Origin of the sequence: Roseicyclus sediminis, assembly GCF_025515305.1 — a bacterium.
GTDB classification, from domain to species: Bacteria; Pseudomonadota; Alphaproteobacteria; order Rhodobacterales; family Rhodobacteraceae; genus Roseibacterium; species Roseibacterium sediminis.
The window spans coordinates 1-13,147 of sequence record NZ_JAOPHT010000026.1; the positions used below are offsets into that span (position 1 = coordinate 1).

Below are 13,147 nucleotides of genomic sequence, written 5' to 3' on the forward strand. Positions count from 1 at the left end.
GATGCGGCCACGGAGGTATCGAGCGGCGCGGCCCCGCGCGGCACCGGCCGAAGCGATGCGCGCGGCGCGATGCGTGACGGTCCCGACAGCGTCCGCGCCGGGGCGTAGGGCGCGGAGGCGGCGAGTTCGGGGGATACCGGTGCCTCGGCGACCGGGAGGGGGGCTGCGTCCACGCCACGTGCGAGCGGCACGAGAGACTGGGCCGGCGCATCTGCCTGAACACCCGCAGCCGCGACGACCAACGCCAGACCGGCCAGGCCGGAGAGGCGCAGGCGGCCCGTCATTCGGCCGCGTCCTCGCGTCGCCGGGGTGGTTTCGTCCGCCCGAAATCGGGCGCGTCCGTGTCCTGACCCGCCTCGATGATCCCGCGGCGGATCGCGCGGGTGCGGGTGAAATAGGCGTGGAGGTGCTCACCGTCGCCGCGCCGGATCGCGCGCTGCAGCGCGAAAAGCTCCTCGGTGAAGCGTCCGAGGATCTCCAGCGTCGCGTCCTTGTTGGTCAGGAACACATCGCGCCACATGGTCGGGTCCGAGGCCGCGATCCGCGTGAAATCGCGGAAGCCCGCGGCGGAATACTTGATGACCTCGCTGTCGGTCACGCGGCGCAGGTCGTCGGCCACGCCCACCATCGTGTAGGCGATCAGGTGCGGCGTGTGCGAGGTGACGGCGAGCACGAGGTCGTGGTGATCGGCGTCCATCTCCTCGACATTCGCGCCGCAGCCTTCCCAGAGACGGCGGAGCCGGTCGACCGCGCCGCGATCGGTATCGGGATCCGGCGTCAGCAGGACATAGCGGTTGTCGAAAAGCTCGGCGAAGCCGGAACGGGGCCCCGAATGCTCGGTTCCGGCGAGCGGATGGCCGGGCACGAAATGCACGCCCTCGGGAAGATGCGGTCCGACCTGGGCGATCACGTCGCGCTTGACCGAGCCCACGTCGGTCACCGTGGCGCCCGGCTCAAGAACCGGGGCGATCTCGGCGGCGACTTCCGCCATCGCGCCCACCGGTACGCAGAGAACGACGAGGTCGGCGCCATGGGCGGCCTCGGCCGCGGTCTCGACGATCCGGTCGCACAGCCCGATCTCGGCCGCGATCCGGCGGGTCTCGGGCGAGCGGGCGGTCCCCACGATCTCGCGCGCGAGGCCCGCGCGCCGCATGGCATGGGCCATCGAGCCGGCGATGAGACCCAGACCGATCAGCGCGACGCGATCGTAGATCACGCTCATGCCACCCCCCGGAAAGCGGTCAGCGCGTCGAGGACCCGGTCGTTGTCCTGCGGGCGCCCGACGGTGATCCTGAGGCACTGGGGCAGTCCGTAGCTCTTGGGTGCACGGACGATGATGCCCTGCGACTTAAGATGCGCGTCGGCGGCATCGGCCTCGGCCTCGTCCGCGAAACGGGCAAGCACGAAATTGGCGTGGCTCTCGTCGCAGGCAATGCCGAGCTGGCGAAGACCGCCGGTCAGGCGCGCGCGCTCCGCCGCGTTCACGCGCAGCGCCTCGGCCACCCATTTCACGTCGCGCACGGCGGCCTCGGCGCCGGCGAGCGCGATGTTCGACAGGTTGAACGGACCACGGATGCGGGTCAGCACCTCGATCACCGGACGCGGTGCGTAGCCGAACCCCACACGAACCCCGCCAAGCCCGTAGACCTTGGAGAAGGTGCGCGTCATCACGACGTTGTCGCGCGCCTCCACCAGTCGGGCACCGCCGTCATAGCCCTCGGCGAACTCCACGTAGGCTCCGTCGAGAACAAGAAGGCAGGTCTCGGGCAACGCGGCGGCCAGGTCCTCGAAGGCGGAAAGCGGCAGCATCGTGCCGGTTGGGTTGGCCGGGTTCGCGATGAAGATCAGCCGCGTGCGCGGCGTCACGGCGTCGAGGATCGCCTGCGTGTCCACGACACGGTCGACTTCCGGCGCGGTCACGGGGCGCGCCCCGGCCGCCAGCGCGCTGATCCGGTACATGCCGAAACCGTGCTCGGGGTAGAGCACCTCGTCCCCAGGTCCCGCATAGGCCTGGCACAGAAGCGTGATGATCTCGTCCGACCCGACGCCGCAGATGATCCGCCGCGGATCGAGGCCATGCACCTCGCCGATGGCCGCGCGCAAGGACGCGTGGTCCGTGTTCGGATACCGGTGCGCCATCGTCGCGGCCTCGGCCATGGCGCTGACAGCAGAAGGGGGCGGCCCGAACGGGCTTTCGTTCGAGCTCAGCTTCAGGGGCGCGACATGACCCGGCAGACTGCTCTGACCTCCCTCGTAGAGGGCGATGTCAAGTATCCCGGGTTTTGGTTCGATGAACAGGGACATGGATGATCTCACGACACTCGGAAAAAACGGTGCGGCGCCTTCTAGCGGGCTTGCCGCAACAAGGAAACTCTTAAAGCGATAGTTGACCGCTATCAGTAGAAACTCTGCGGGTCGATATCGACCGATAGCCGCACCTGCGAAGGCAGCTTCAATCCGCCGATCCAGCGGGTGATGGCCGCCTGCAGGGCGGCCCCCTTGGGCGCCTTGACCAGCATCCGCACGCGATGGCGGCCGCGGACGCGGGCGATCGGGGCGGGCGCCGGGCCGTAGACGATCCCGCCCGCATCGCGGATCGGCCCGTCGTTCCGCGCGAGGTGATTGCCGAGGTCGAAGGCGGGCGCGGCCTCGTTCGCGCTGATAATGATGCCCGCGAGCCGGCCATAGGGCGGCATGCCCGCCGCCTCCCGCTCGGCGGCTTCCGCGCGCCAGAACGCCTCCTCGTCGCCCTCGAGGATGGCGCGGATCACCGGGTGCTCGGGCTGGAACGTCTGCAGGAGCGCCACGCCCGGCTTCTCGGCCCGTCCCGCCCGGCCCGAGACCTGCCGCATCAGCTGAAAGGTCCGCTCCGCCGCGCGCAGGTCACCGCCCTGCAGGCCGAGATCGGCATCGACGACGCCCACCAGCGTCAGGCGCGGGAAGTTGTGGCCCTTCGCCACGAGCTGCGTGCCGATGATGATGTCGGTGTCGCCTTCCGCGATGTCCTCGATCTGCGCCTTGAGTGCGCGCGCCGAGCCGAAAAGGTCCGAGGACAGGACCGCGATCTTCGCATCGGGGAAGGCGGCGGCGGCCTCCTCGGCGACGCGCTCAACGCCCGGGCCCACGGCCGCCATCTTCCCCTCCGCCCCGCAGGACGGGCAGACCTCGGGCAGCGGCTTGGTCTCGCCGCACTGGTGGCAGACGAGGCGCTTGAGAAAACGGTGTTCGACCATCCGCGCGTCGCAATGGTCGCAACCGACCTGCGCCCCGCAGGCCCGGCAGAGCGTGACCGGCGCATAGCCCCGGCGGTTGAGGAACAGGAGCGCCTGTTCCCCCTCCCGCACCCGCGCGGCGACTTCGGAGGTCAGCGTCGGCGACAGCCATGACTGCGCGGGCAGATCCTCGAGACGCATGTCGATGGCGGCCATCGCTGGCAGCACCGCCTCCCCGAAGCGCGTGGTCAGGTCGAGACGGGCGTATTTCCCGGCCTCCGCATTGGCCCAGGTCTCCAGCGACGGCGTGGCCGAGGCCAGCACAACCTGCGCGTCGTTCAGGGAGGCGCGCAGCACCGCCATGTCCCGCGCGTTGTAGAGCGCGCCTTCCTCCTGCTTGTAGGAACTGTCGTGTTCCTCGTCGACGACGATGAGGCCGAGGTCCCTGAACGGGAGGAACAGGGCCGAGCGCGCGCCGACGACAAGCTGCGCCTCCCCCTGCCCCAGCATCCGCCAGCACCGCCGCCGCTCGGTCATCGTGACGCCCGAGTGCCATTCCGCGGGTTTGGCGCCGAAGCGCGCCTCCACGCGGGTCAGGAACTCTGCCGTCAGCGCGATCTCGGGCAAGAGCACCAGCGCCTGCCGCCCCGCGCGCAGGGTTTCGGCGACAGCCTCGAGATATACCTCCGTCTTGCCGGACCCGGTGACGCCCTTGAGAAGCGTCGTTCCGTACACGCCTGCACGGATGCCCTTGCCCAACGCCTCCGCCGCAGCCGCCTGGTCACCCGTCAGGGCCTTGCCCGGCCGGTCGGGATCGAGCGGGAGGTAGGGCGTATCGCGGGGGGTGTCGGCCTCCTCCACCACGCCCTGCGCGGCCAGCCCCTTGATGACGCTGGTGGACACGCCGGCGAGCGAGGAGAGCTCCGACAGGGTGAAGCCGAGGCCGCCGTATTCGACCAGCGTCTCGATCACGCGGGTGCGCGCGGGTGTCATCCGGTCGGGCTCACCCTGCCCCAGACGGTAGATCTTGCGCATGGACGGCGGGTCCGAAAGGCCCGGCACACGGGTTGCAAGGCGCAGCATCTGGCTGAGCGGCGTCAGCGTGTAGGCCCCGGCCCGGGTCAGGAACTCCCGCATCTCCTCGCGCATGGGGGCCGCGTCGAGCACTCGGGTCACGGCGCGGATCCTGGAAAGGTCGTAGTCGCCCTTGCCCGGGCCCCAGACCACGCCCAGCACCTTGCGCGGCCCCAGCGGCACCTCGACGAAGGCGCCGCGCCAGCATCCGCCCTCGGGCGCGCGGTAATCCAGCACGCGATCGATAGGTTCGGGCGTGAGCACGCCCACCAGGCTGCCCTCCTCGAACCAGCTATCCTGCGAATTGAGGCCGCTCATGCCTTTAAGGTGTTCCGCCCTTGCGCTAGAAGGCCGCCAGATGACCACGGCCCACGCGCGAAAGGAACCACGACCATGAAATTCTTTGTGGATACCGCCGACATCGAAGCCATCCGGGACCTTGCCCAGCTTGGCATCGTCGACGGGGTCACCACGAACCCCTCCCTCATCATGAAATCCGGTCGCGATATCAAGGAGGTGACGAAAGAGATCTGCGATCTCGTCGATGGCCCCGTCAGCGCCGAGACCGTGGCACTCGACGCCGAGGGCATGATCGCCGAGGGCAAGGAACTCGCCAAGATCGCCGACAACATCACCATCAAGGTGCCGTTGACCTGGGAAGGGCTGAAGGCGTGCAAGGCGCTGACTTCCGAAGGTTTCATGGTCAACGTGACGCTCTGCTTCTCGGCCAACCAGGCGCTTCTGGCGGCGAAGGCCGGCGCGACCTTCATCTCCCCCTTCATCGGGCGGCTCGACGACATCAACCTCGACGGGATGGAGCTGATCGCCGAGATCCGGGCGATCTACGACAATTACGGCTTCGGGACGGAGATCCTCGCCGCGTCGATCCGGAGCGCCAACCACATGAAGCAGGCCGCGCTGATCGGGGCGGACGTCGCCACCGCGCCGCCGAACGTCATCAAGGCGATGGCGTCGCACCCGCTGACCGACAAGGGGCTCGAGGGCTTTCTGAAGGACTGGGCGAAGACGGGTCAGAAGATCCTCTGAACCCTGGTGCGAACACGAAGGAAGGGCGGCCTCCGGGCCGCCCTTCCTCGTTGCCAGGGGCTCGTCTATTCGGCCGGGAGCATCCCGCGCGCGCCGCGCACCGTCCGCGCCTCGACCGCGCCCGCGGCAAGGATGCCCGCCACGATCGAGGCGAAGGCGAGAATCGCGGCCAGCGACAGCGTCGGGATACCCGACAGGCCCGCGCCGACGGTGCAGCCCCCGGCCATCACGCCGCCCACGCCCATCAGCGCCGCGCCCGAAAGCGACCGTCCCATCTGCGCGGGGCTTTCGAAGCCTTCCCAGACAAACCGGCGCGACAGGAGCGCGGCGGCCAGGGATCCGGCGAGAACCCCGCCGACGAGGCCCACGCCGAACCCAGGTTCGCGCAGGCTCGAGGCGATGGCGAAGAACAGCGTATCGGCCCAGGGCGCGGTGAACGAAAGGCCCTCGAGCGGGATCGGGTCGAACTCGTCGAACAGGACAAGGCCGGTGCCGACCCATGCCACCGGCACGAGCGCACCCAGCGCCGCGGCGCCCAGAAGGGTCCAGCGGCCCGCGCCCGAGCGGATGGCCACGACCAGCGCCGCAGCCGAAAGCGCCGCGGTCCAGACCCATGGGCCGCCGGGCAGATCACCGAGAGAGACCGCACCGAGATCGATGCTTGGCGTCGCCAGCGTCGTCCGCAATGGCGCGAGAACCCCCTGAAGCGTCGCGTGGGCAGCCACGGCGAACACGAGAAGGCCGGTCAAGGCACGCAGGTTGCCGCCCCCGGTCAGCACCGTGAGCCGGGTTATGCAGCCGCGCGCAAGCACCGCTCCGACGCCGAACAGCAGCCCGCCCGCGACGAGAAGCAGCACCGGCAGCGATGCCGCGAAGAACCGGTGCTCGTCGAAACCGATCCAGCCCAGCGCGATCGCGGCCTGCGTGCCGATCAGCGCCACGGCCAGCGCCAGCGCCCAGACGCCACGCGCCGGCGCACGTTCCTCCGCCGGGCCTACCAGCGACCGGCGCAGGCAGAAGCGGGTGAGGAAGGCGAGTGCGCCAAAGGCGACACCGACCAGGATCCCGAACAGCGCCGAGGCCGAGCGGGGGCCCAGATCGAGGCCGAGGGAGAAAGCGAGGTCTTCATACATCGGAACGGTCCAGCGAATGGGGGACAGGGCAGACGCCGCCACCTAGGATGCCGCCGCCGGCCAAGCAACGACGCCTCCCGGAACGATCGTCCCGCATGAGGACCCAAAAACAGCGATGCGGTCCGAACGAGGGCGGAAACCGAACCGATCCCGGACATATGGCCTCGCAAGCCGGTCGACCGGCCTTTTCTTCATGAGCGCGGGACATCGGAGGGGGCGTCCTGTGTCCCGAACCGCACAGGGGCGCGGGACGGGCCGTGGCGAACCGGGGAAAAACCTTCCCCGCTCGCTGGCGGCCGTGCTATCAGCTTCGCCAACAAGACGAAAAACGCATGTGAGGCAGATCCCGTGAGCATCGAGAAGGCCGACCACCGGCCCGAATTCCTTGGCGATTGGCGCGACCGCGTCCTCTCGGACCCCGAACTCATCCTCGAAGACCGCGACCTGATGCGCGCGCTGATCTCGGCGAATGATCGCCAGATGGGCGGCAATATCGTCGACATGCGCGGCATCGCGATGGAGCGGCTGCAGAACCGGCTGGACCGGCTTGAGGATACGCACCGCTCGGTCATCGCGGCCGCCTACGAGAACCTCGCCGGCACCAACCAGGTTCACCGCGCGGTGACGGCGCTGCTCGACCAGACCGATTTCACGACGTTCCTCAAGACGCTCGGCACCGATGTCGCGGGCATCCTGCGCGTCGACCGCATCCGGCTGGTGCTCGAATCGGCCGAGGCGACAGAGACCGAAGCGCCCCGCGTGCAGAAGCTCGAGGACGTGCTGACCGTGGTGACGCCCGGATTCGTGCAGGACTACGTGACCGGCGGGCGCGACGTGCCGTGCCGGCAGGTGACGCTCCGGCAGGTGACGGGCGGCTCCTACCGCATCTTCGGCGACGAGGCGGCGAACTGGATCAAGTCCGAAGCCCTGATGAAGCTCGACCTCGGTGAAGGGCGGCTTCCGGGCCTGCTCGTCATGGGCGCGGAGGATCCGCACCAGTTCCGCCCGACGCAGGGCACCGACCTCCTGACCTTCTTCGCGGGCGTTTTCGAACGGCTGATGCGCCGCTGGCTCGGCTGAGCGGGCGCGGGCCATGAGCCTCGCCCTGACACCTGCCGTTCGCGACATCCTCGCCGCCTGGCTGACGCATCTGCGTGGCGTGCGGGGCCGCGCCCCGGCCACCGTCGAGGCCTATGGGCGCGACGTGACGGGCTTCCTCGTCTTCCAGTCGGAACACCAGGGCGGCGCGCCCGGGCCCGCCGCCCTCCGCGCCATCACCGCGCGCGACCTCCGTGCGTGGATGGCTGCGGAACGGGCGCGTGGGGTGGGCGCGCGGTCGCTCGCCCGTGCGCTCTCATCGGTGAAATCCTTCTACGGCTGGTGGGCCGAGCGCGACGGCTTCGACGCGACGTCGGTCCTTTCGATGCGCGCGCCGCGCCACCAGCGCCGCCTGCCCCGCCCGCTGACCGAGGAGGGCGCGCGCGACATGCTGACGGGTGTGGCCGACCAGGACATCCGCGACTGGGTGGCCGCGCGCGACGCGGCGGTTGTGACGCTTCTATATGGCTGCGGGCTGCGGATCTCCGAGGCGCTTGGCCTCGACGCAGGCCTCGTCCCGCTGCCCGATACGCTGCGCATCCGCGGCAAGGGCGGGAAGGAGCGCGAGGTTCCGGTCCTGCCCGCCGCGCGGGTCGCCGTCGACCGCTACGCTGCCCTCTGCCCGCATGATCTTGCGCCGGGAACGCCGTTGTTCCGCGGCATCCGTGGCGGTGCGCTCGGTGCACGACAGATCGCCCGCGTGATGGAGAAGGCGCGCCTGCAACTCGGCCTGCCCTCCAGCGCCACGCCGCACGCGATGCGCCACTCCTTCGCGACGCACCTTCTGAATGCCGGGGGCGACCTGCGCGCGATACAGGAACTTCTGGGCCATGCGAGTCTCTCCACGACCCAGGCCTATACCGCCGTGGACACCGTGCGGCTGATGGAGGTCTATGCCGCGACCCATCCCCGCGCCCGCCAACACTCGCGGACGTCGGCGTGATGGCACGGCCGGCAGGTCATCAAGGAACGGTTGCAAACCAGACCGCGAGCGTGCATCACCCCGCCCGATGACGCCCCGCCTCTCCGCCCTCCTAGTTCATCTCTTCACCGCGATCGGCGCCTCGCTCGCCATGCTCGCGTTGCACGAGGCGTTCGAGCAGAACTGGGCCGGCATGGCGCTGTGGCTGGCGGTCGCCTTCGTCGTGGATGGCATCGACGGGCCGCTCGCGCGGCACTTCGAGGTGAAGAAACACACGCCCGAGATCGATGGCGTCCTGATGGACCTCATAATCGACTTTCTCACCTACGTCGTGATCCCGGCCTATGCGCTCTATGCCTCGGGCCTCCTGCCGGGCTGGTCGGGCTGGCTCGCTGTCCTGCTCATTCCCTTCGCCAGCGCGATCTACTTCGCGGACACGCGGATGAAGACCTCGGACAACAGCTTCTGCGGCTTTCCGGGATGCTGGAACATGGCGGTACTCGCGTTTCTGGTCATCGTGCCGCCGTGGTGGGTGACGCTGGGGCTGGTCATCGTCCTGGCCGCGGCGATGTTCCTGCCGTTGAAGTTCATCCATCCCGTGCGGACCGAGCGCTGGCGACCGCTGTCGTTGGCGGTCGCCGTTCTCTGGACGGGTGGGATCGCCTGGGCGGCCTGGACGGATTTCGCGTCGAACCCGGTGCTGACGGCCCTTGTCGCGGCCAGTTCGGCCTATCTGCTGCTTGCGGGCGCCTTGCAGCAGTTGCGGCCTGTGCCCGGTCCGAACGGCGCTTAGCCGCCGCCGGCTTCCTCGCCGCCTGCACCGCCTTCTTCGCCGCCCTCTCCGGCCTGGACCTCTGTCCCGAGTTCCGTGCGCAGCGCCTCCCACTCGCCGAAGGTGGCCCGGATCGGCATGTCGGACAGCGTGTCAGAAAGGCGTGTTCCGGCGGTCTCGAGGGAATCCGAGATTTCGCTCATCAGCGCGAGGCCGAGCGTCACCGTCGCGGCCGTCAGGACGACCCAGTCGACCGTTGCGGCGCCGCTTTCTTCAAGGGCATAGGCGTTCAGCGTTTCCATGCGCCCCATCTAAGCCCCGATTCGTTCTTTTTTGAGGCAAAGGCGCCGGGATTTCCGGCCGGTATTCAGGCCGCCGGACGCTCGCGGATGATGCCGGCGAACCGGTCGAAGATCGCGCCGGCGCCGGCGACGACCTGGCCATCCTCCAGCATGTCCTGACCCTCGCGGATCGGCGCCACAAGCCCGCCCGCCTCGCGCACCAGCAAGATGCCGGCCGCGATGTCCCAGGCGTTGAGCCCGCGCTCCCAGTAGCCGTCGTACCGGCCCGCCGCGACATAGGCGAGGTCGAGCGCCGCCGAGCCCCAGCGCCGGACGCCCGCCACCTGCGGCATGAGCCGGGCGAGATCCTGAAGCGTCGCGGGCAGGTATTTCGCACCGCCGAAGGGCACGCCCGTGGCGAAGACGCATTCGATCATCTGCGTGCGGCCGGAAACGCGCAGCCGCTGGCTGTCGTTCAACCAGCAGCCGGCACCCTTCTCGGCATAGAACATCTCGTCCTTGGCCGGGTCGAAGACGACGCCCGCCACGATCTCGCCCTTGTGCTCGAGCGCGATGGAGACAGCCCAGTGCGGCATGCCGTGCAGGAAGTTCGTGGTCCCGTCGAGCGGATCGACGATCCAGCGCCGGGTCGGGTCCTTGCCCTCGATCGAGGTGCCTTCCTCGCCGAGGAAGCCGTAGTTCGGCCGCGCGCTCATCAACTCGGTCTTCAGGATCTCCTCGGCCGCGCGGTCGGCGCGGCTGACGAAGTCGCCCGGCCCCTTGGCGGAGACCTGCAGGTTCTCGACCTCGCGGAAATCCTTCACGAGGCTACGCCCTGCCTTTCGGGCGGCCTTGATCATGATGTTGAGATTGGCGGAGCCCTGCATGGCATCTATCCCTTGCGCAAACGCCTGCGCGCTATAGGGGAGCCCACGGGGCTTGCCAAGGGCCGCGCACGTGGCGCAGCCTCGGAGCTGTTCTGCACGGGGGGGAATGGCCATGGATTTCTGGGTCTCGATCGGCAGCACCTACAGCGCTTTGACCGTCCTGCGCATCGACGCGGCGGCGCGGAAGGCGGACGTCCCCGTCCGCTGGCGGCCGTTCAACGTGCGCACGATCATGGTCGAGCAGAACAATATCCCCTTCATGAACAAGCCGGAGAAGACCGCCTACATGTGGCGCGACATCGAACGTCGCGCGGCGGTGCACGGTCTGGACCTGCGCCTTCCCGCGCCCTACCCGGTGCCGGAACTGCCTTTCGCCAATGCCGTCGCGGTTCTCGGCATGTCCGAGGGCTGGGGCCCGGCCTATATCCGCGCCACCTACGAACGCTGGTTCCGCCACGGCGAGCGGCCAGGGGAGGAGCCGAACCTGAGCGCCAGCCTCACCGCGGCGGGCGCCGACCCCGAGGCCGCAATCGCGAGAGCCCAATCATCCGAGATCGCCGAAGCGCTGGCGGCGGAGACCGAAACGGCCCGCTCGCTCGGCGTCTTCGGATCCCCGAGCTTCGTCTCCGACGGGGAACTCTTCTGGGGCGATGACCGGCTGGAGGCGGCGCTCGACTGGGAGACGGGACGCACGCGGCTCTGACCCTCGCCCCGAACAGGCCGTCGCACCCAGGCCCGCCACGTCCTTGCAAGGACGTGGCCAGAGGCTTGCAAGCCTCTCGGGCAAAGCCTTGCAAAGCTTTGCCCCGGTCTACCCCCGCCGCTGCAGCTTCGGCGGTTCGGTCCGGCAGAGCTTGAGCACATGGGCCATGAACGGCTTCGCCGTTTCCTCCGCCCGCGTGGCCCCGAAGAGCCGCCGCGTGATCCCGCCCTCGGTCAGCCGGCGCGTCACCAGCGAGGCATGCCGCCCGGTGTCGCGCACGACCCAGTCCGGCAGAACCGAGACACCGCGCCCCGAGGCGACAAGGAGCAGGATCACCGCCGAAAGCTCCACCTGCCGGATCGAGCGCGGCTCTACCCCGGCCGGGAAGAGAAGCTGAGAGAAGACATCGAGCCGCGAGCGCTCCACCGGGTAGGTGATCAGCGTCTCTCCGGCGAAATCCTCCGCCTCGATCCAGGGTTTTTCCGCCAGCGGATGGTCTGCGGCGCAGACGAAGACCGGTTCGTAGTCGAAGAGCGGGGTGAAATCGACGCCCTGAAGATCCTCGGGATCGGAGGAGATGACGAGGTCCACCTCCTCGCGCATCAGCGCGGGCAGCGCCTCGAACTGGAGACCCGGGCGAATGTCCACGTCAACGTCGGGCCAGGCGACGCGGAACGCCTCCAGCACCGGCAGGAGCCAGTCGAAACAGGCATGGCACTCGATCGCGATGTGCAGCCGCCCCGACTTGCCCGCCCGGAGGCCGTCGAATTCCTCCTCGAGCGCGGCCAGCCGGGGCAGCACGTCCTCGGCAAGCCGCAGGAGCTTCATTCCCGCCGAAGACAGGCGCATCGGCTTCGACCGCCGCACGAAGAGCTCGACGCCGGCCTGGTCCTCAAGCCCCTTGATCTGATGGGAAAGCGCGCTCTGCGTGATGTGCAGCCGCTCGGCGGCGCGGGCCAGCCCGCCTTCGTCGTGGATCGCCTTGATCGTCCTCAGGTGGCGGAACTCGATATGCATGCCGGACTCATATTGATCTTGAGGATTATGAAATTGTCGCAACGCATACTCTATGCGACACCCCGATGCGACACTTCAAGGATCAGATTCGCCATGACCGCGCCCAACGTCTCGTTCGAGTTCTTCCCTCCGAAATCGCTGGAGGCCTCGTTCCGCCTTTGGGAAACGCTGGGCGTCCTGTCGCCGCTCGACCCGTCCTTCGTGTCGGTCACCTACGGTGCCGGCGGCACGACACGCGCGCTGACCCACGACGCGGTCAGGACGATCCACAAGAATTACGGCGTTCCCGTCGCCGCGCACCTGACCTGCGTGGACGCGACCCGGGAGGAAACCCTCGCCATCGCCGAAAGCTATGCCGAGGCCGGCGTGACCCAGATCGTCGCGCTCCGTGGTGACCCGCCGAAGGGCCAGGGCCGCTTCACGCCGCATGCGCAAGGCTTCGCAAGCTCGGTCGAACTGACCGAGGCATTGGCCGCCACCGACAAGTTCCAGATCCGCGTCGGCGCCTACCCCGAGCCGCATCCCGAGGCGGCGTCGATGCAGGACTGCGTCGATTTCCTGAAGCGCAAGGTGGATGCCGGCGCGACCTCGGCCATCACGCAATTCTTCTTCGAGGCCGAGACCTTCTTCCGCTTCCGCGACGCTTGCGCTTCGGCCGGGATCGCGGCGCCGGTGATCCCCGGGATCCTGCCGATCAACTCCTGGGCGGGGGTGCGCAAGTTCGCCGAGGCCTGCGGCGCCCGGGTGCCCGCCTGGCTCGACGAGGCGTTCGACAAGGCGATCCGCGACGGGCGCGAGCGGCTTCTGGCGACGGCGCTCTGCACCGAACTCTGCGCCGACCTGATGGAGGGCGGCGTCGAGGACCTGCACTTCTACACGCTCAACTCGCCCGACCTGACCCGCGATGTCTGCGCCGCGCTCGGCGTCACCCCGCGGGCGGAGCTTTCGGAAGTCGCCTGAGCCAGGACAGTCTTGCGTTTCGCGCAATGCCGTGATGGCGT

Annotated in this window: 13 protein-coding genes and 1 pseudogene; 6 read left to right on the top strand and 8 right to left on the bottom strand. The window is 69.0% G+C overall.

All coding sequences use genetic code 11. The annotated features are described in order from the left end of the window. From N8I71_RS19790 to N8I71_RS19805, 4 genes and pseudogenes are all read right to left on the bottom strand, one after another. A pseudogene (locus N8I71_RS19790) lies at nt 1-284 on the bottom strand (hypothetical protein); the annotation flags it as partial. Then, on the bottom strand, nt 281-1,222 hold the full coding sequence (locus N8I71_RS19795; protein ID WP_262879774.1) for a prephenate/arogenate dehydrogenase family protein: 942 nt from the start codon (nt 1,220-1,222) through the stop codon (nt 281-283). The pseudogene N8I71_RS19790 and the gene N8I71_RS19795, both read right to left, overlap by 4 nt. Further along, complete coding sequence (gene hisC / locus N8I71_RS19800) at nt 1,219-2,304, bottom strand: histidinol-phosphate transaminase (RefSeq protein WP_262879775.1); 1,086 nt, start codon at nt 2,302-2,304, stop codon at nt 1,219-1,221. The genes N8I71_RS19795 and hisC overlap by 4 nt, the downstream gene beginning before the upstream one ends. 92 nt (nt 2,305-2,396) lie before the next feature. Continuing rightward, a complete protein-coding gene (locus tag N8I71_RS19805; protein ID WP_262879776.1) occupies nt 2,397-4,604 on the bottom strand; it encodes a primosomal protein N' in 2,208 nt (735 codons plus the stop codon). A gap of 75 nt (nt 4,605-4,679) precedes the next feature. Between N8I71_RS19805 and fsa the strand changes: the two genes are divergently transcribed. Continuing rightward, nucleotides 4,680-5,333, top strand: a complete 654-nt coding sequence (gene fsa, locus N8I71_RS19810) for a fructose-6-phosphate aldolase (protein ID WP_262879777.1) — start codon at nt 4,680-4,682, stop codon at nt 5,331-5,333. A 65-nt stretch (nt 5,334-5,398) separates the two neighbouring features. Here the strand turns inward: fsa and N8I71_RS19815 are convergent, their stop codons facing one another. Further along, nucleotides 5,399-6,466: a YeeE/YedE family protein gene (locus N8I71_RS19815; protein WP_262879778.1), complete on the bottom strand. Its 1,068-nt coding sequence runs from the start codon at nt 6,464-6,466 to the stop codon at nt 5,399-5,401. A 348-nt stretch (nt 6,467-6,814) separates the two neighbouring features. On the opposite strand from N8I71_RS19815, the gene N8I71_RS19820 reads away from it, so the two are divergent. The 3 genes from N8I71_RS19820 to N8I71_RS19830 all read left to right on the top strand — a co-directional run bounded on the left by N8I71_RS19820 (nt 6,815) and on the right by N8I71_RS19830 (nt 9,279). Beyond that, on the top strand, nt 6,815-7,546 hold the full coding sequence (locus tag N8I71_RS19820) for a DUF484 family protein (RefSeq protein ID WP_262879779.1): 732 nt from the start codon (nt 6,815-6,817) through the stop codon (nt 7,544-7,546). A 13-nt stretch (nt 7,547-7,559) separates the two neighbouring features. Then, the gene (locus tag N8I71_RS19825; RefSeq protein ID WP_262879780.1) at nt 7,560-8,507 is read left to right on the top strand and encodes a tyrosine recombinase XerC; all 948 of its coding nucleotides are present in this window, start codon (nt 7,560-7,562) and stop codon (nt 8,505-8,507) included. A 67-nt stretch (nt 8,508-8,574) separates the two neighbouring features. Next, on the top strand, nt 8,575-9,279 hold the full coding sequence (locus N8I71_RS19830; RefSeq protein ID WP_262879781.1) for a CDP-alcohol phosphatidyltransferase family protein: 705 nt from the start codon (nt 8,575-8,577) through the stop codon (nt 9,277-9,279). Here N8I71_RS19830 and N8I71_RS19835 read toward each other — a convergent pair. Then, complete coding sequence (locus N8I71_RS19835) at nt 9,276-9,560, bottom strand: hypothetical protein (RefSeq protein ID WP_262879782.1); 285 nt, start codon at nt 9,558-9,560, stop codon at nt 9,276-9,278. The two genes, N8I71_RS19830 and N8I71_RS19835, sit on opposite strands and share 4 nt — an antisense overlap. Nucleotides 9,561-9,625: 65 nt before the next feature. After that, nucleotides 9,626-10,426: an inositol monophosphatase family protein gene (locus N8I71_RS19840; RefSeq protein WP_262879783.1), complete on the bottom strand. Its 801-nt coding sequence runs from the start codon at nt 10,424-10,426 to the stop codon at nt 9,626-9,628. Between the two features lie 112 nt (nt 10,427-10,538). On the opposite strand from N8I71_RS19840, the gene N8I71_RS19845 reads away from it, so the two are divergent. Then, nucleotides 10,539-11,129, top strand: a complete 591-nt coding sequence (locus tag N8I71_RS19845) for a 2-hydroxychromene-2-carboxylate isomerase (protein ID WP_316249270.1) — start codon at nt 10,539-10,541, stop codon at nt 11,127-11,129. Between the two features lie 108 nt (nt 11,130-11,237). Here the strand turns inward: N8I71_RS19845 and N8I71_RS19850 are convergent, their stop codons facing one another. Beyond that, complete coding sequence (locus N8I71_RS19850; protein ID WP_262879785.1) at nt 11,238-12,146, bottom strand: LysR family transcriptional regulator; 909 nt, start codon at nt 12,144-12,146, stop codon at nt 11,238-11,240. 93 nt (nt 12,147-12,239) lie between these two features. On the opposite strand from N8I71_RS19850, the gene metF reads away from it, so the two are divergent. Next, nucleotides 12,240-13,106: a methylenetetrahydrofolate reductase [NAD(P)H] gene (gene metF / locus N8I71_RS19855; RefSeq protein WP_262879786.1), complete on the top strand. Its 867-nt coding sequence runs from the start codon at nt 12,240-12,242 to the stop codon at nt 13,104-13,106. Nucleotides 13,107-13,147 lie beyond the last annotated feature (41 nt).

Excerpts from the sequence above, each read along its gene's own strand:
- N8I71_RS19835 (WP_262879782.1), bottom strand. The coding sequence starts at position 9,560 with ATGGAAACGCTGAACGCCTATGCCCTTGAAGAAAGCGGCGCCGCAACG.
- metF (WP_262879786.1), top strand. The coding sequence starts at position 12,240 with ATGACCGCGCCCAACGTCTCGTTCGAGTTCTTCCCTCCGAAATCGCTG.
- N8I71_RS19850 (WP_262879785.1), bottom strand. The coding sequence starts at position 12,146 with ATGCATATCGAGTTCCGCCACCTGAGGACGATCAAGGCGATCCACGAC.
- hisC (WP_262879775.1), bottom strand. The coding sequence starts at position 2,304 with ATGTCCCTGTTCATCGAACCAAAACCCGGGATACTTGACATCGCCCTC.
- N8I71_RS19805 (WP_262879776.1), bottom strand. The coding sequence starts at position 4,604 with ATGAGCGGCCTCAATTCGCAGGATAGCTGGTTCGAGGAGGGCAGCCTG.
- N8I71_RS19840 (WP_262879783.1), bottom strand. The coding sequence starts at position 10,426 with ATGCAGGGCTCCGCCAATCTCAACATCATGATCAAGGCCGCCCGAAAG.
- N8I71_RS19845 (WP_316249270.1), top strand. The coding sequence starts at position 10,539 with ATGGATTTCTGGGTCTCGATCGGCAGCACCTACAGCGCTTTGACCGTC.
- N8I71_RS19830 (WP_262879781.1), top strand. The coding sequence starts at position 8,575 with ATGACGCCCCGCCTCTCCGCCCTCCTAGTTCATCTCTTCACCGCGATC.
- N8I71_RS19795 (WP_262879774.1), bottom strand. The coding sequence starts at position 1,222 with ATGAGCGTGATCTACGATCGCGTCGCGCTGATCGGTCTGGGTCTCATC.
- fsa (WP_262879777.1), top strand. The coding sequence starts at position 4,680 with ATGAAATTCTTTGTGGATACCGCCGACATCGAAGCCATCCGGGACCTT.
- N8I71_RS19815 (WP_262879778.1), bottom strand. The coding sequence starts at position 6,466 with ATGTATGAAGACCTCGCTTTCTCCCTCGGCCTCGATCTGGGCCCCCGC.
- N8I71_RS19825 (WP_262879780.1), top strand. The coding sequence starts at position 7,560 with ATGAGCCTCGCCCTGACACCTGCCGTTCGCGACATCCTCGCCGCCTGG.